Source organism: Streptomyces sp. NPDC058812, from assembly GCF_042744565.1.
Taxonomy (GTDB): Bacteria; Actinomycetota; Actinomycetes; order Streptomycetales; family Streptomycetaceae; genus Streptomyces; species Streptomyces thinghirensis.
Genome location: NZ_JBHYOB010000016.1, coordinates 81,923 through 98,526, shown reverse-complemented (window position 1 = coordinate 98,526; position 16,604 = coordinate 81,923). Strand labels below are relative to the sequence as shown.

14 protein-coding genes are annotated in these 16,604 nt (G+C 70.7%); all 14 read right to left on the bottom strand.

Going from position 1 to position 16,604, the window contains the following annotated elements:
- Positions 1 to 65: 65 nt before the first annotated feature.
- On the bottom strand, positions 66 to 707 hold the full coding sequence (locus ACFW48_RS28370) for a cell division protein SepF (protein ID WP_310873812.1): 642 nt from the start codon (positions 705 to 707) through the stop codon (positions 66 to 68).
- A gap of 129 nt (positions 708 to 836) precedes the next feature.
- Positions 837 to 1,556 (bottom strand): YggS family pyridoxal phosphate-dependent enzyme, encoded by a 720-nt coding sequence (locus ACFW48_RS28365; protein ID WP_386319231.1) that lies wholly within the window; start codon positions 1,554 to 1,556, stop codon positions 837 to 839.
- A gap of 6 nt (positions 1,557 to 1,562) precedes the next feature.
- Positions 1,563 to 2,291: a peptidoglycan editing factor PgeF gene (gene pgeF, locus ACFW48_RS28360; RefSeq protein WP_386319229.1), complete on the bottom strand. Its 729-nt coding sequence runs from the start codon at positions 2,289 to 2,291 to the stop codon at positions 1,563 to 1,565.
- A complete protein-coding gene (gene ftsZ / locus ACFW48_RS28355; RefSeq protein ID WP_386319226.1) occupies positions 2,288 to 3,496 on the bottom strand; it encodes a cell division protein FtsZ in 1,209 nt (402 codons plus the stop codon). Before ftsZ ends, pgeF begins: the two co-directional genes overlap by 4 nt.
- Positions 3,497 to 3,782: 286 nt before the next feature.
- Entirely contained in the window at positions 3,783 to 4,577 is a 795-nt protein-coding gene (gene ftsQ / locus ACFW48_RS28350) for a cell division protein FtsQ (protein ID WP_386319223.1), read from the bottom strand.
- 25 nt (positions 4,578 to 4,602) lie between these two features.
- Complete coding sequence (murG, locus tag ACFW48_RS28345; protein WP_386319220.1) at positions 4,603 to 5,697, bottom strand: undecaprenyldiphospho-muramoylpentapeptide beta-N-acetylglucosaminyltransferase; 1,095 nt, start codon at positions 5,695 to 5,697, stop codon at positions 4,603 to 4,605.
- Between the two features lie 6 nt (positions 5,698 to 5,703).
- Complete coding sequence (gene ftsW / locus ACFW48_RS28340) at positions 5,704 to 7,074, bottom strand: putative lipid II flippase FtsW (RefSeq protein WP_386319217.1); 1,371 nt, start codon at positions 7,072 to 7,074, stop codon at positions 5,704 to 5,706.
- Between the two features lie 76 nt (positions 7,075 to 7,150).
- Positions 7,151 to 8,590, bottom strand: coding sequence for a UDP-N-acetylmuramoyl-L-alanine--D-glutamate ligase (gene murD / locus ACFW48_RS28335; protein ID WP_386319214.1), 1,440 nt, complete (start codon positions 8,588 to 8,590; stop codon positions 7,151 to 7,153).
- A gap of 11 nt (positions 8,591 to 8,601) precedes the next feature.
- On the bottom strand, positions 8,602 to 9,693 hold the full coding sequence (gene mraY, locus ACFW48_RS28330; protein ID WP_386319421.1) for a phospho-N-acetylmuramoyl-pentapeptide-transferase: 1,092 nt from the start codon (positions 9,691 to 9,693) through the stop codon (positions 8,602 to 8,604).
- Positions 9,693 to 11,108 carry a UDP-N-acetylmuramoyl-tripeptide--D-alanyl-D-alanine ligase gene (gene murF / locus ACFW48_RS28325; protein WP_386319211.1) on the bottom strand — a complete coding sequence of 472 codons (1,416 nt, stop codon included), beginning with the start codon at positions 11,106 to 11,108 and terminating at the stop codon, positions 9,693 to 9,695. Before murF ends, mraY begins: the two co-directional genes overlap by 1 nt.
- A gap of 36 nt (positions 11,109 to 11,144) precedes the next feature.
- Positions 11,145 to 12,665, bottom strand: coding sequence for a UDP-N-acetylmuramoyl-L-alanyl-D-glutamate--2,6-diaminopimelate ligase (locus tag ACFW48_RS28320; protein ID WP_386319418.1), 1,521 nt, complete (start codon positions 12,663 to 12,665; stop codon positions 11,145 to 11,147).
- Positions 12,666 to 12,880: 215 nt separating this feature from the next.
- A complete protein-coding gene (locus ACFW48_RS28315) occupies positions 12,881 to 14,848 on the bottom strand; it encodes a peptidoglycan D,D-transpeptidase FtsI family protein (protein WP_386319209.1) in 1,968 nt (655 codons plus the stop codon).
- The gene (locus tag ACFW48_RS28310) at positions 14,845 to 15,399 is read right to left on the bottom strand and encodes a septum formation initiator family protein (protein ID WP_386319207.1); all 555 of its coding nucleotides are present in this window, start codon (positions 15,397 to 15,399) and stop codon (positions 14,845 to 14,847) included. Before ACFW48_RS28310 ends, ACFW48_RS28315 begins: the two co-directional genes overlap by 4 nt.
- Positions 15,400 to 15,459: 60 nt before the next feature.
- The gene (rsmH, locus tag ACFW48_RS28305) at positions 15,460 to 16,416 is read right to left on the bottom strand and encodes a 16S rRNA (cytosine(1402)-N(4))-methyltransferase RsmH (RefSeq protein ID WP_386319204.1); all 957 of its coding nucleotides are present in this window, start codon (positions 16,414 to 16,416) and stop codon (positions 15,460 to 15,462) included.
- Between the last annotated feature and the right edge of the window lie 188 nt (positions 16,417 to 16,604).

Here is a 16,604-nt window from a genome sequence, read left to right as displayed (position 1 = left end):
CTCCCCTGACCATCTCTCGGACCCGTCGTCGGATCCGCGTTCTTGCTCTGTACCGGTGGTGCGTCTCAGCTCTGGTTGAAGAACCCGCCCTCTGCGATGCGGGCCTTGTCCTCCGCCGTGACATCGACGTTAGCAGGAGACAGCAGGAACACCTTCTGCGTCACCCGCTCGATACTGCCGTGAAGACCAAACACCAAACCGGCCGCAAAGTCGACAAGTCGCTTCGCGTCTGTGTCATCCATCTCAGTGAGATTCATGATCACCGGCGTGCCCTCACGGAAGTGTTCCCCGATGGTACGGGCCTCGTTGTAGGTCCGGGGGTGAAGCGTGGTGATCCGGTAGGGCTCTCGTTCGGACACGACCTTGGGCATGATGACCGGTGCGCTCTTTTCCAGGCTTGCGCGTTCTTGTGTGATGGATGCCACGGGCGCGATACGCGCCGGGCGACCCGATTCCGCCGCGAGCGAAGCGGCCCGGGGCACCGGCTCGCGCGGCGCGGGCGGTTGTACGACTCGTACCTCTTCGTCCCTTAGAGGCTGATGTGAACCATGCGACTGGTGCGCCGGTTCGTGCCGCCGGTGATCCCGCTCGGGCTCCGGGTCCAGTTCCGGTTCGAAGTCGTCATCGGGGTCGAACCCCCGGCCGTCGTACCCATCGTCCTCCACGAGGCCGAGGTAGACCGCCATCTTGCGCATCGCGCCGGCCATGCTCTGAGTCCTCCGCTCTGTGGTGGATCGGCTGACGACTGCCAAGTGCCTGCGATCCACGAGGTCGTTGCGTCCGCCTTTCGGCGGTAATGACCATATTTTCTGCTGTGGTCCGACTTCTTGGCGACGTTACCCGAGCCTGGGTCGGACTCCGAGTACCGCAGTACCGACGCGCACATGTGTCGCTCCGGCGGCCACGGCCTGTTCGAGGTCCGCACTCATCCCTGCGGAGACCATGTTCGCAGCCGGATGGGTTCGGCGCACGTAGGTCGACAAATCCATGAGGTGCTCGAACGCCGCCTGCCGGCGTCCCGCGTACTCGCCGGTGAGCGGGGCCACGGTCATCAGTCCGTCGAGCCGCAGCCCCTCGGACCGGGCGACCAGGTCGGCCAACTCTTCGATTCCCGCGGGCGAGACGCCACCGCGCTCCCCGCGCGCGTTCTCCCCCGCGTCGAGCGCGACCTGGAGGAGGCAGCCCACCTCGCGCCCGGCCCGCACGGCCTCCTTCGACAGAGCCGTGACGAGCCTGGCCCGGTCGACCGACTGCACGACATCCGCGTAACCGACCACGGACCGCACCTTGTTGGTCTGCAACTGACCGACGAAATGCCACGAAAGCGGCAGATCCGAGCATGCGGTGGCCTTGGGTGCCGCGTCCTGGTCGCGGTTCTCGGCGACGTGGCGCACACCGAGTTCGGAGAGAAACCGCACATCGTCCGCCGGGTACGTCTTGGTGACCACGATCAGGGTCACCTCGTCGCGGCGGCGGCCGGCGGCCTCGCACGCCGCGGCGATGCGCTCTTCCACTTTCGCCAGGTTCCCGGCGAGTTCCTGCTTACGGTCCGTCATGCCCCATCAGCCCAGCCAGACATAGCCCGCGAGCCGCCCGGTGGTGCGGTCGCGTCGGTACGAGAAGTGGTCCTTCGACTCCCGGGTGCACACCGGCGACTGCGCCCGGTCGCGCACCCCGAGACGTTCGAGCTGCGCGTGCACGCCGGCGCCCACGTCGACCGCCGGTGTGCCCCAGCTCGTCACCGCGTACGCCGCCGGTTCGACGGCGGCCACCTCGGCGCGCATCTCCTCGGGCATTTCATAGCACCGGCCGCACACGGCGGGTCCGGTGCGGGCGATGATCCGGGCGGGGTCCGCGCCGAGTCCGGTCATGGCCCGTACGGCGGCGGGGACGACCCCGGCCACCAGGCCGGGCCGACCCGCGTGGACCGCGGCGGCGACGCCTGCGACGGGGTCGGCGAGCAGGACGGGCACGCAGTCGGCGGTGAGGACGGCGAGGGCGAGGCCGCGTTCGGCGGTGACGATCGCGTCGACCCGCGGGACCGGGCGGTCTTCCCAGGGTCCGTCGACCACGGCGACGTCGGCCCCGTGCACCTGGTTCATCCAGACCACCCGGGCCGGGTCGACGCCCAGCGACTTGGCCGCCAGCTCCCGGTTGGCCGTCACGGCGCCGGGGTCGTCGCCGACCGCGCCGCCGAGATTGAGCTGCTCGTACGGAACGGCGCTCACTCCGCCCCACCGGTCGGTGAAGCCGAAGTGCGCGCCGTTCACGGTGTCGCGCTGTCCTATCACTTCAGGAAGTCCGGCACGTCCAGTTCCTCGGCCGCGCTGTCCGAGTAGGTCCTCGACGGCGGGACCGGCGGCGGGGAGACCGGCGGCAGGTCGCTCACCGGCTCGGGCGCGGGCGCCGGCTCCGGCTCCTCCTTCGGCTTGACGCTGCCGAGCGAGCCGAAGGACGGACGGCTCTCGGTCTGCCGTGCCGGGGTGGGCTCCTCGCGCTTGCCCGTGGTGGAGGAGCCGAGGACGTTGTCCCGCTGCTTGGACGGCGGCTGGCCCCCGTCGAAGCCGGCCGCGATCACGGTGACCCGGACCTCGTCGCCCAGGGCGTCGTCGATGACCGCGCCGAAGATGATGTTGGCCTCGGGGTGGGCGGCCTCGCTGACCAGCTGGGCGGCCTCGTTGATCTCGAACAGGCCGAGGTCGGAACCGCCGGAGATGGAGAGCAGCACGCCCCGGGCGCCGTCGATGGACGCCTCCAGCAGCGGCGAGGAGATCGCCATCTCGGCGGCGGCCACCGCGCGGTCGTCGCCGCGGGCCGAGCCGATGCCCATGAGGGCCGAACCGGCCTCGGACATGACCGACTTCACGTCGGCGAAGTCGAGGTTGATCAGGCCCGGCGTGGTGATGAGGTCGGTGATGCCCTGCACACCGGAGAGCAGGACCTGGTCGGCGGACTTGAACGCGTCGAGCACGCTGACCTGGCGGTCCGAGATGGACAGCAGCCGGTCGTTGGGGATGACGATGAGGGTGTCGACCTCTTCGCGGAGCTCGGCGATGCCGTCCTCGGCCTGGTTGGCGCGGCGCCGTCCCTCGAAGGTGAACGGGCGGGTGACCACGCCGATGGTGAGGGCGCCGAGCGAGCGGGCGATGTTGGCCACGACGGGCGCGCCGCCGGTGCCGGTGCCGCCGCCTTCTCCGGCTGTCACGAAGACCATGTCGGCCCCCTTGAGGACCTCCTCGATCTCCTCTCGGTGGTCCTCGGCGGCCTTGCGGCCGACGGCCGGGTTGGCTCCGGCGCCGAGTCCGCGGGTGAGTTCGCGGCCGACGTCGAGCTTGACGTCGGCGTCGCTCATCAACAGAGCTTGCGCGTCGGTGTTGATGGCGATGAACTCGACGCCCTTGAGACCGACCTCGATCATCCGGTTGATGGCATTGACACCACCGCCGCCGACACCGATGACTTTGATGACTGCGAGGTAGTTCTGCGGTGCTGCCACGTCGAAGGCCTCTCGCCTCGAGTTACGTGTCGTCGAATCGCCGGAGCACTGTGCCCCGCGACCCGGCGACTGATGCCGAATGGGACGGTCCGTAGCGCCGACCCGAACCCTAACGCTGAAGTTTAGGGTTACCAGTGTGTCTGTTCCTTGAAGTCTTCTGAACAGGACACTAAGTCGACAAGTGGCGCACGTTCAACGAACACGCCGAACCTCCCGTTTTTCTTTTCACCCTATGTGATCAGCCGTAGCGCTGCCCAACCAGGGTGCTGGCCTGCACATATACCCGTCAACTCCTCGATGACGCGGGGGCGGTGGGGACACTCACGTCGAAGTGCCGCGCGTCGGGCGCCGCTTTCATCAGTGCGGTGAGCGCACGCGCTTTCCGCACACCCTGCTCACCGCTCCCCCACGCCACGGTCCGGTCGCCGCTCAACTCCAGCGAGATGTCGTCGTAGGAACGGACCTTGACGGTCCGTGTGTCCCGGGCGACCGCGTCCGGAAGGCGACCGGCCACCCGCACCGCCTCCCGCACCAGGCGGTCCTCGTCGAAACGGCGCAGGCTCGCCGCGGCGGAGCCGGACCGGGCGGGCTCCAATTCCAGCTCGGGAACGCCTTTCGGGGCCCGGGAAACCGTGGCGAAACGGACGCCTTCATCGTCCACTTCCACGAACTTTCGGCCCTTTTGCACAATCAGAACCGGAGTGCGCTCCGTCACTTTCAGTCCGATTCCGTGCGGCCAGGAACGTTCCACACCGACCTCGTCGATACGGGGCAATTTCCGGCGCAGCCGCGCCTCGACCGCCTCGGTGTCCACGGAGATCAGCGGGTCCCCGACGGGCACGTCGGCGGCCTCGCGCACCTGAGCGGGCGTCAGCACGCGGGTACCGGAGACCGACACGCGTTCCACCCGCGTCCAGTTCGAGCCGTAGAGGAGCCAGACGGTTCCGCCGGTCACGAGCGCGAGAGCGACGATCAGGATGATGATCGTACGAAGACGGGGCGGGCCGAACCGGCGCGCACGGGGCGGGCCGGACGACTCCTGCTGGCGTTCACCGCGCTCGGCGGTGCTCGGTCCGGCCACGCTCCCTGCCTTCCGTCATCCCTGACTAGCGGTGCGCACGGGCGGCGATCGCCTCGTACACCATGCCGACGAGGAGGTCGTCGGCGTCCCGGCGGCCGAACTCGGCGGCGGCGCGGGACATCTCGTACAGCCGGTGCGGGTCGGCGAGCACGGGCAGGACGTTGTGCTGCAGCCACTCGGGCGTCAGTTCCGCGTCGTCGACCAGCAGTCCGCCGCCGGCCTTGACCACCGGCTGCGCGTTGAGCCGCTGTTCGCCGTTGCCGATGGGCAGCGGGACGTAGGCGGCCGGGAGCCCGACGGCGGAGAGTTCGGCGACGGTCATCGCGCCCGCGCGGCAGAGCATCATGTCGGCCGCGGCGTACGCGAGGTCCATCCGGTCCAGGTAACTTACCGGGATGTACGGGGGCATCCCCGGCATCTGGTGCACCTGCGGCAGTTCGTTCTTGGGCCCGACCGCGTGCAGGATCTGGATACCGGCCTGCTGGAGCCAGGGCGCGACCTGCTGGACCACCTCGTTGAGCCGACGGGCGCCCTGCGAGCCACCGGTGACCAGCAGCGTGGGCAGGTTGGGGTCGAGCCCGAACGTCGCGCGGGCCTCGGGACGGGCGGCGGCCCGGTCCAGGGTGGCGATGGAGCGGCGCAGCGGGATGCCGATGTAGCGGGAGTTGCGCAGCTTGCTGTCGGGGGTGGAGACGGCGACCTGCGCGGCGTACCGCGAGCCGATCTTGTTGGCCAGGCCGGGGCGGGCGTTTGCCTCGTGGACGATGATCGGCACGCCGAGCCGCTTGGCCGCCAGGTAGGCGGGCAGGGCGACGTAGCCGCCGAAGCCGACCACGGCGTCCGCCTTGGTGCGCTCCAGGATCTGCTCGGTCGCCTTGATGGTGCCGCGCAGCCGGCCCGGCACGGTGATCAGCTCGGGGGTGGGCTTGCGCGGCAGCGGTACGGCCGGGATCAGCGCCAGTTCGTACCCGCGCTCGGGTACGAGGCGGGTCTCGAGGCCGCGTTCCGTGCCCAGGGCCGTGATCCCCACGGTCGGATCCTGCCTGCGCAGGGCGTCCGCGAGGGCGAGCGCGGGCTCGATGTGGCCCGCGGTTCCTCCGCCGGCGAGTACGACATGCACCGAAATTCACCGCTCTCCGGACGAACGCGCCGCCGAGGCGCGCCGTCGCATCGTGTTCCAACTCCGTGGGCTCCGCTTGGACCCGGTGCCCCCGGTTCCCCGCTTTCTACCAAAGCGAGGTTGCCGCAACGCAAGCGCCGCCCGCGCACCGGGCTCGTCGCGGGCGAAGGCGATGAGCAGTCCGATGGCGAACATGGTCGGCAACAGGGCGGAACCCCCGTAGGAGAACAGCGGGAGGGGGACACCGGCGATCGGCAGCAGCCCGAGGACCGCACCGATGTTGATCACGGCCTGGGCCGTGATCCAGGTGGTCACGCCTCCCGCGGCATACCTCACGAAGGGGTCCTCCGTGCGTCCGGCCACGCGGATACCCGCATAGCCTAGAGCCGCGAAGAGGGCGAGCACCGACAGCGTCCCCGCCAGGCCCAGTTCCTCACCGGTGACGGCGAAGATGAAGTCGGTGTGTGCTTCCGGGAGTTGACCCCATTTCTCCACACTCGCGCCGAGTCCGGAACCGAACAGCCCGCCCGAGGCCAGGGCGTAGATGCCGTGCACCGCCTGCCAGCAGGAGTCGCCGGGGCCCGGGTCGGTGGCGCCGATGCAGTTCAGCCGGGCCATGCGGTTGGGGCTGGTCTTGATGAGGATGAAGCCGAGCAGCACGGCGATCGACAGCACGCCGGCGAACAGCCGCGTGGGCGCGCCCGCCAGCCACAGCAGGCCGAACAGGATCGCTGTCAGGATGATCGCCGTACCCATGTCGCCGCCGAGCATGATGAGCCCGAGCAGCATGAAGGCGGCCGGCACCAGTGGCACCAGCATGTGCTTCCACTGGGTCAGCAGCTTCTTGTCCTGTTTGCGGGCCAGCAGGTCCGCGCCCCACAGCACCAGGGCCAGCTTGCCGAACTCGCTGGGCTGGATCTGGAAGGAGCCGCCCAGCGCGATCCAGTTCTGGTTGCCGTTGACCGCCATCCCTATCCCCGGCACCTGCACCAGGATCATCAGGAAGACGGCACCGGCGAGGATCGGGTAGGCCAGCGCCCGGTGCAGCTTCACCGGCATCTTCATGGCGGCCACCAGGAGGGCGGCGCCGATCAGCGCCGCGAGGGCCTGCTTGCGGAAGAAGTAGGAGCCGGGCAGCGACAGCTGGAGCGCGGTGATCTGGGAGGCCGAGTAGACCATCACCAGGCCGAGCACGGTGATCAGCGCGCTGCCGCCGAAGATCAGGTAGTACGCGGTCAGCGGCCGGTCCCAGGCGCGGCGCAGACGCAGGTACAGGCGGAGCACGGGGTTCTCGTGCGGCGGTCTCGGTGCGGGGGGTCGTTTGGCGGCCCGCTGCACGGGCGGACGTCCGGTACGGCTCTGGGCACTACCGGGCATCGCTGCCTCCGCTGTACGTCGGCATGGACCGTCCCACGCGTCCTCCCGAGGTCGCCCGGCGCAGGAGGCGGCCGGGTCAGGCGCCGAGTTCGCGAACGGCCTCCGCGAACGCGTCACCGCGCTTGTTGTAGTTGGTGAACATGTCCATGGAGGCACAGGCCGGGGCCAGCAGCACCGTGTCCCCGGGCCGGGCGAGCCGCTGGGCCTCCTGGACGGCCTGGAGCATCGCACCAGTGTCGGTCCGGTCGAGGTCGACCACGGGTACTTCGGGGGCGTGTCGCGCCAGGGCTTCGCGGATCAGGGCGCGGTCGGCGCCGATGAGGACGGCGCCGCGCAGGCGCTTCGCCGCTCCCGCGACCAACTCGTCGAAGGTCGCGCCCTTGGCCAGCCCGCCGGCGATCCAGACGATCGACTCGTACGACGCCAGGGAGGCCTCGGTGGCGTGGGTGTTGGTGGCCTTGGAGTCGTCCACGTACGCCACGCCGTCGACGTCGGCCACGTGCGCGATGCGGTGGGCGTCGGGCGTGAAGGCCCGCAGCCCGTCCCGTACGGCCGCGGCGGGGACGCCGAAGGCACGGGCGAGGGCGGCGGCGGCAAGGGCGTTGGCGATGTTGTGCGGGGCCGGCGGGTTGACGTCGGAGACCTCGGCGAGTTCCTGGGCGTTCTTCTGCCGGTCCTCGACGAAGGCGCGGTCGACCAGGATGCCCTCCACGACGCCGAGTTGACCCGGTGCCGGAGTGCCGAGGGTGAAGCCGACGGCCCGGCAGCCCTCCTCGACGTCGGCCTCGCGGACCAGGTCCTCGGTCGCCTTGTCGGCGACGTTGTAGACGCAGGCGACCTGATTGCCCTCGTAGATACGGCCCTTGTCGGCGGCGTACGCCTCCATGGAGCCGTGCCAGTCGAGGTGGTCGGGGGCGAGGTTGAGGACGGCGGCCGAGTGGGCGCGCAGGGAGGGCGCCCAGTGGAGCTGGTAGCTGGACAGCTCCACGGCCAGGACGTCGTACTCCTCGTCGCCGGTGACCGCGTCCAGCAGGGAGACGCCGATGTTGCCGACGGCGGCGGTGCGCAGACCGGCCGCCTTCAGGATCGACGCCAGCATCTGGACGGTGGTGGTCTTGCCGTTGGTGCCGGTGACCGCGAGCCAGGGCGCGGCTTTTCTGCCGTCCCGGCCGCGCAGGCGCCAGGCCAGTTCGACGTCGCCCCAGACGGGGACGCCGGCCTCGCGCGCCGCCGTGAACAGCGGCTTGTCCGGCTTCCAGCCGGGCGCGGTGACGATCAGCTCGGTGCCCTCGGGCAGGGTGCCCGCGACGGAGTCGCTGTCGGACGCGGTGTCACCGAGGCGCACGGTGACGCCGAGCGGCTCCAGCTCGGCCGCCTGCGCCCGCGCGCGCTCGTCGTCGCCGTCGTTGACGACGGTCACGCGCGCGCCGAGGCCGTGCAGGACCTTGGCGGCCGGGACGCCGGAGACGCCGAGGCCGGCGACGGTGACGTGCTTGCCCTGGAATTCGAAAGGCACCGAGGAGGAGGTCACTTGTCCGCTGCCCATCCCGCGTAGAAGAGGCCCAGTCCGACGATCACGCAGATGCCCTGGATGATCCAGAAACGGACCACGACAAGGACCTCGGACCAGCCTTTGAGTTCGAAGTGGTGCTGGAGTGGCGCCATCCGGAAGACGCGCTTTCCGGTGAGGCGGAAGGAGCCGACCTGGATGACCACCGACATGGTGATCAGGACGAACAGACCGCCGAGGATGGCCATCAGCAGTTCGGTGCGCGAGCAGATCGCCAGACCCGCGAGCACACCGCCGAGCGCGAGCGAACCGGTGTCGCCCATGAAGATCTTGGCCGGCGAGGTGTTCCACCACAGGAAGCCGAGGCAGGCGCCCATCAGGGCGGAGGCGACCACCGCGAGGTCGAGGGGGTCTCTCACCTCGTAGCAGGCGCCCGGGTTGGTCAGGCTCAGCGCGTTGGCGCAGGACTCCTGGAACTGCCAGACGCCGATGAAGGTGTAGGCGCCGAAGACCAGGACGGAGGCGCCGGTGGCCAGACCGTCCAGACCGTCGGTCAGGTTCACGCCGTTCGACATCGCGAGGATCATGAACAGCGCCCAGATGACGAACAGCACCGGGCCGATCGACCAGCCGAAGTCGGTGATGAACGACAGCTTCGTGGACGCCGGGGTGTTGCCGCGGTTGTCCGCGAACTGGAGTGAGAGCACTGCGAAGCCGATGCCGACGATCAGCTGGCCGGCCATCTTCGCCTTGGCTCTGAGGCCCAGCGAACGCCTCTTGACGATCTTGATGTAGTCGTCGAGGAAGCCGACCAGGCCCATGCCCACCATCAGGCCGAGCACCAGCAGGCCCGAGAAGGTCGGCCCCGCGTCCGCCTCCGGGTCCAGGTAGCTGGTGATCACCTTGGCGAGGAAGTAGGCGGCGACCGTGGCGAAGATGAAGGCGATACCGCCCATGGTCGGCGTACCGCGCTTGCTGGCGTGCTCGCGCGGGCCGTCGTCGCGGATGTACTGGCCGTAGCCCTTGCGGGCCAGGAGCTTGATCAGCAGCGGGGTGCCGACCAGCGTCAGGAAGAGGCCAATGACTCCCGCGAACAGGATCTGCTTCATCATCGGGCGGCAACCTCACCCTCGGCGCCGGTCTCGAGCAGCGCCGTCGCGACGCTCTCCAGACCCACCGAACGGGACGCCTTCACGAGTACGACGTCCCCCGGGCGCAGCTCGCTGCGCAACAGGTCGACCGCCGCCTGTGCGTCGGACACGTGCACCGACTCCTCACCCCACGAACCCTCGTTATATGCGCCCAGTTGCAGCCATTGGGCTTCCCTGCCCCCGACCGCGACGAGCTTGCTGACGTTGAGCCGGACGGCGAGCCGTCCGACCGCGTCGTGCTCGGCGAGCGCCTCGTCCCCGAGCTCGGCCATCTTGCCGAGCACCGCCCACGTACGACGCCCCTTTCCCATGGCCACGAGCGCACGCAGCGCGGCCTTCATGGACTCGGGGTTCGCGTTGTAGGCGTCGTTGACGACCGTCACGCCGTCCGGGCGCTCGGTGACCTCCATCCGCCAGCGGGAGAGGGAGCCCGCCTCGGAGAGCGCGGTGGCGATCTCGTCTGCGGACATGCCCAACTCGTGGGCGACGGCGGCCGCGGCGAGCGCGTTCGACACGTGGTGCTCACCGTACAGGCGCATGGTCACATCGCTTGCACCGGAGGGTGTGTGAAGCCTGAAGGAGGGCTGTCCGGTGTCCGTGAGTCGCACGTTCTCGGCGGACACGTCCGCTTCGTCGGACTCTCCGAAAAGGATCACCTTCGCCTTCGTTCGGGATGCCATGGCCCGTACGAGGGGGTCGTCCGCGTTGAGGATCGCGACGCCGCCCTCCTCGGCCGGCGGCAGCGCCTCGACGAGTTCGCCCTTGGCCTGGGCGATCTGCTCCCGGCCGCCGAACTCGCCGATGTGCGCGGAGCCGACGTTGAGGACGAGGCCGATCTTCGGCGGGGTCAGCTCGCAGAGGTAGCGGATGTGGCCGATGCCGCGGGCGCCCATCTCCAGGACGAGGAACCTCGTCTCCTCGGTGGCGGTGAGCGCGGTGAGCGGCAGCCCCACCTCGTTGTTCATGGAGCCGGGCGTGAACACCGTGGGCGCCTTGCGGCGCAGCACCTGGGCGATCAGGTCCTTGGTGCTGGTCTTGCCGGCGGACCCGGTGAGGGCCACGAGGGTGGTGCCGAGGCGCCGTACGACGTGGCGGGCGAGGGCGCCGAGGGCGGCCTGGACGTCGTCCACGACGATCGCGGGCACGCCGACGGGGCGGGAGCCGAGCACGGCGACCGCACCCGCCTCGACGACCGCCGGCGCGAAGTCGTGGCCGTCCACCCGCTCGCCCACGAAGGCGACGAAGAGGCTGCCGGGCCCCGCTTCCCGCGAGTCACGGACGATCGGCCCGGTGACCTGCACGGACGCGTCCGGTATGTCGTGCATCCGCCCGCCGACGACTTCTGCGATCTCGGCGAGAGAGAGGGTGATCACAAGTTCGTCCCCTGGATCATCTGGATCATCGGGATTTCATCCCTGGGTCTTCTGGATGGCTTCGCGAAGCACCTGGCGGTCGTCGAAGGGGCGGACCACCCCGGCGATGTCCTGGCCCTGCTCGTGACCCTTGCCCGCCACCAGCACGGTGTCGCCGGGCTCGGCCCGGGCGACGGCGGCGGCGATCGCGGCGGCCCGGTCCTCGAAGACCTGGACCTCGCCGCGCTCGTGCGCGGGCACGGACGCCGCGCCCTGGAGCATGGTGGCGAGGATCGCGAGGGGGTCCTCGGAGCGGGGGTTGTCGGAGGTCAGTACGGCGGTGTCGGCGAACCGGGCCACGGCGGCGCCCATCGGCTCCCGCTTGGTGGTGTCCCGGTCGCCACCGCAGCCGAGCACGGCGTGCAGCTTGCCCTCGGTGACCTTGCGGAGCGCCCTGAGAACGGACTCGACCGCGTCGGTCTTGTGGGCGTAGTCGACCACCGCGAAGTAGGGCTGGCCCTCGTCCACGCGCTCCAGGCGGCCCGGCACCCCCGGCACCGCGGCGACGCCGTCGGCGGCCGTCTGCGGGTCGAGGCCGGCGGCGGCGAGGGCGACGATCGCGGCGAGGGTGTTCGCCACGTTGAACGGGCCGGCCAGCGGCGACTTGGCGGCGATCCGCTCGCCCTTCGGCCCGAGCACGGTGAACGTCGAGTCGAGCGGGCCGACCTCGACCTCGTCGGCGCGCCAGTCGGCGTCGGGGTGGCCCTCGGCGGAGTAGGTGACGACCGGGACGGTGGCCTCGTTCGCGAGGCGGCGCCCGTACTCGTCGTCGACGTTGACCACGCCGAATTTGCTGCGTTCCGGCGTGAAGAGCTGCGCCTTGGCCTGGAAGTAGTCCTCCATGCCGGAGTGGAACTCCATGTGCTCCGGGCTGAGGTTGGTGAAGACCGCGATGTCGAAGACGCAGGCGTCGACCCGGCCGAGCACCAGGGCGTGGCTGGAGACCTCCATGGCGACCGCGTCGGTGCCGCGCTCGCGCATCACCGCGAACAGCGCCTGGAGGTCGGTGGCCTCGGGCGTGGTGCGCTCGGACTTGATGCGCTCGTCGCCGATGCGCATCTCGACCGTGCCGATGAGCCCGGTGGACTTCGCCGTGCGCAGGCCGCCCTCGACGAGGTAGGCGGTGGTGGTCTTGCCGGAGGTGCCGGTGATGCCGATCTGGAGCAGATCGCGGCCGGGGTGGCCGTAGATCGTGGCCGCCAGTTCGCCCATCCGCGCGCGCGGGTCGTCGACGACGAGCGCCGGCAGTCCGGTGGCGGCGACGCGCTCCGCGCCGGCCGGGTCGGTCAGCACGGCGGCGGCGCCGAGGCCGGCGGCCTGGGTGACGAAGTCGGCGCCGTGGGCGCGGGCTCCGGGGAGGGCGGCGTAAAGGTCACCGGGGCGGACGGCGCGCGAGTCATGGGTGATGCCCGTGACCCCGGCGGTGCTGTCCGGCGCGGTGACACCCAGCTGGTCGGCGAGTTCCGCGAGGGGTGTGGCGGAGATCCGCACCGGCCGGGGCGGTCCCGGGTAGGTCACGGGGTGGCCCTTCTGGGTGGTTTGGGACTGATCAGCGTGTGGCACGGCGGTGAGCGTACCGGGCGTACCCGCTTCCGGGCGAAGTGAGGTTGACGGACCGCTCTGGTTCCCGGGATCGGGGGTGATCGTTGTCACGGGTGGTTCCTGGTGGCTCGGTACTGAATCGGCGCTGGCTCGGTACTGGCTCGCTGCTGGTCGGGTCTGCTCGGTACTCGTCAGGGTTTGAAGGTGACCGGGAGGTTCGCGGGGTCGGCCCCGGTCGGCGGGACCTGGAGGGTCTTCAGGGCGAACTCCATGACCTGCTTGTAGATGGGGCCGCAGATCTGGCCGCCGAAGTAGCTGCCCTCGGTGGCGTTCTGGATGGCGCAGTAGACGGTGACGCGGGGCTTGTCGGCGGGGGCGAACCCGGCGAACGACGAGGTGTACCCCTTGTACATGCCGGTGGCCGGATCCACCCGGTTGGCCGTGCCCGTCTTGCCCGCGACGCGGTAGCCGGGGATGCGGGCCTTGGTGCCGGTGCCCTCCTCGTCGTCGACGACGGACTCCAGCATCTGCGAGAGGGTCTTCGCCGTCTTCTCGCTGATCACGCGGGTCTTCTTGGGCTCGGGAGCCGGGGTGAAGCGCCCGTCGTCCTCCTTGGTGCCGCGCACGAGCGTGGGTGCGACGCGGACGCCGCCGTTGGCGATGGTCGAGTACACGGAGGCCGCCTGCAAGGCGTTCACGGAGACACCCTGGCCGAAGGGAATCGTGTACTGCTGCGAGGTCGACCACTGGTCGGGCGGCGCGAGGATGCCCTTGGTCTCGCCGGGGAAGCCGAGCCCGCTGTAGCCGCCGAGGCCGAACTTGCGCAGGTAGGAGTGAAGCACCTTGTTGGCCTCCTCCTGCGTCTTGCCGAGTTCGCCGGTGGCCATGATGGTGCCGATGTTGCTGGACTTGGCGAGCACGCCGTTGAGCGTGAGGTACCAGGTGGGGTGGTCGATGTCGTCCTTGAAGAGCCGGTCACCGCGCTTGAGCCGGTTCGGGATGGTGAGGTGGGTCATCGGAGTGGCGGCGTTCTCCTCCAGCACGGCCGCCATCGACATCACCTTGGCGGTGGAGCCAGGTTCGAAGGCGTCCTGGAGGGCCGCGTTGCCCAGCGCGTCCGGGTCGGCGTGGGCGAGGTCGCCCGGGTCGAAGCCGGGCGAGTTGGCCATGGCGAGGATCTCGCCGGTGGCCGTGTCCTGCACGATGACGTAGCCGCCGTCCGCCTTGGACTTCTCCACCTGCTCGCTGATGGCGTGCTGGGCGGCCCACTGGATGTCGCGGTCGATGGTGAGTTCGACGTCGCTGCCGGGGACGGCGGGCGTCTCGGTGGAACCGGCGGTGGGTACCTGGCGGCCGCCGGACTGCGCGTAGCGGATCTTGCCGTCCTTGCCGGCCAGGGTCTCGTTCAGCTTCCGCTCCAGGCCGCCGCCGCCCTTGCCGTCCGCGCCGACCCAGCCGAGGATGCCGGCGGCGAGGTCGCCGCCCGGGTACACGCGCTTGCTGCTGGGATCGGCGAAGACGCCCGCGAGGACGTTGACCACGGACTTGTCCGTCTCCGCCTTCTTGGTCAGCGCGGTCTTCAGGTCCTTGATCTGGTTCCAGACCTGCGGGGTCTGCCGGCGGGCGAGGCGGACGTAGCGCAGTTCCTCGTTCTTCGGGCGGAGTACGTCGACCAGGTCCTCCTGGTCCTCGCCGAGGATGGGCGCGAGGAGCGCCGCCGCCTGCTCGGGACCGTCGCCGACCTTCAGCTGCTCCCGGGTGAACATCGTGGGGTCGGCGGTGATGTCGTAGGCGTCCACGGTGCTCGCGAGGGCCACACCGTTGCGGTCGGTGATCCCGCCGCGCTCGGCGGGCAGCGTGTGGACGACGTAGCGGTTCTGCTCGGCCTTGGCGGCGTACGTGCCGGCGTCGACGGCCTGCACCTGGAGGAGCCGTACGACGAAGGCGGACATCACCAGGGTCAGGGCGAGGCCGATCAGGCGCAGGCGCGGGCGGGGGCTGCCCAGCCGGATGGCGCGGGGTGCGGCCGGCCGGGGCCGGCCCGGTCGGCGGGCGGGCCGGGCGCCGGGGCCGGGCTGCCGCCGACCGCCGGGGCGGACGGGCCTCGCGGGTCCGGGCACGCGGCGGCGCGGCGGTTCCCTGTCGGACACTTCCGTCACCTGCCGGGAATCGGGGTCGGGGTGGTCGTCGCCGCCGGCGTGGGGGTCGCGGCTGTGGTGGCCGTGGCCCCGGTGCTGGGAGTGGGGGCCGGGTCGGGCGGCTCGGTACCGGCGGCAGGCGCGCTGCCGGTGGGTGCGGTCAACGCCTCGGGGGCGAGGACCAGCGGGGCGGAGGCGGCAGTGGGCGCGGGGCTGGGCGAGCCCTTGACGGTGCCGTCGGGGGCGAGGAAGGCGGGGTCGCCGCCGGGCACCATCCCCAGCTCGCGGGCGCGGCGCTGGAGGGCCCGGGGAGCGGAGTAGGCGTCGATGTCCCGCTGGAGCGCCTGCTCCTCGTCGGTGAGTTCCTTCGTCCGCTGTTTCAGGTCGTCCAGTTGGAAAGAGCCCTCGCTCATGGCGGAGTTCAGCACCAGGAGGCCGATGAGGCCGCCACCCAGGAGGACGACCACGAGGAGGACGAAGGGCGCTCGGGCCGCCTGGCCGCGCGTGCCGCCCTGCGGGAGCAGCTGGGCGAGCCGGGCCGCCCTCCCCTTCAGTTCGGGTTTCCTACTCACTCGCCCTCCCCTCGGCCCGGGTGGACCGTCCGCACCCGCGCCTGGCCTGCCTCACTCGCTTCACCCGATGGACTCCCTGATGCGCTGGGCTCCGCGCAGCCGTGCCGGTGCCGCCCGCCGGTTCTCGGCGATCTCCTCCTCGGTGGGAAGTTCGGCACCGCGCGTGAGCAGCTTGAGCCGGGGCGCGTAGCGTTCGGGGACGACCGGCAGTCCGGGCGGCGCGGTGTTGGCGGCGCCGGCCGCGAAGACCTGCTTGACCAGCCGGTCCTCCAGCGAGTGGTACGACAGCACGGCGATCCGCCCGCCCACGTCGAGGGCCTCGACGGCGGCCGGGATCGCCCGCTCCAGGACGGACAGCTCGCCGTTGACCTCGATGCGCAGGGCCTGGAAGGTGCGCTTGGCCGGGTTGCCGCCGGTGCGCTTGGCGGCCTGCGGCAGCGCGGCGCGGATCAGCTCCACGAGGCGCGCGCTGTTGCTGAACGGCTCCTTCTCGCGCTCGCGCACGACCGCGGAGACGATCCGCTTGGCCTGCTTCTCCTCGCCGTAGGCCCGCAGGATGCGGACGAGTTCGCCCGGCGGGTACGTGTTGAGGACCTCGGCGGCGCTCATGCCGGTCGTCTGGTCCATGCGCATGTCGAGCGGGGCGTCCTGGGCGTACGCGAAGCCGCGGTCCGCCTCGTCGAGCTGCATGGAGGAGACGCCGAGGTCGAACAGCACGCCCTGGACGCGCGGGACGCCGAGCCGGTCGAGTACGTCGGGCAGCTCGTCGTAGACGGCGTGCACCAGGGTGGCGCGCTCGCCGTACGGCGCGAGCCGCTCGCCGGACAGGCGCAGCGCCTCCTTGTCCCGGTCGAGGGCGACGAGCCGGGCCTCGGGGAAGCGTTCGAGGAGCGCCTCGCTGTGTCCGCCGAGTCCCAGCGTGCAGTCGACGACCACGGCGCCCGGCTCCTCGAGGGCGGGCGCCAGCAGGTCCAGGCACCGCTGGAGCATCACCGGGACGTGTCGACTCTGGCTCAAGTGGGGCGGCCTCTCAGGTCCGGCACGGCGTATCACGCACCGCCGGGTCCCCTCCCGCTCGCTCGTGAAGGGGAGTCCTGCCGGCGCCGGAAGCGTCGGCCGGCCGGGAGCGGGAGGAGGCCGAGCCGTACGTACGCGCCGCGCACGTGGGGAGATCTGGCGGGACGTCGCCCAGTTCTCCGGGGATT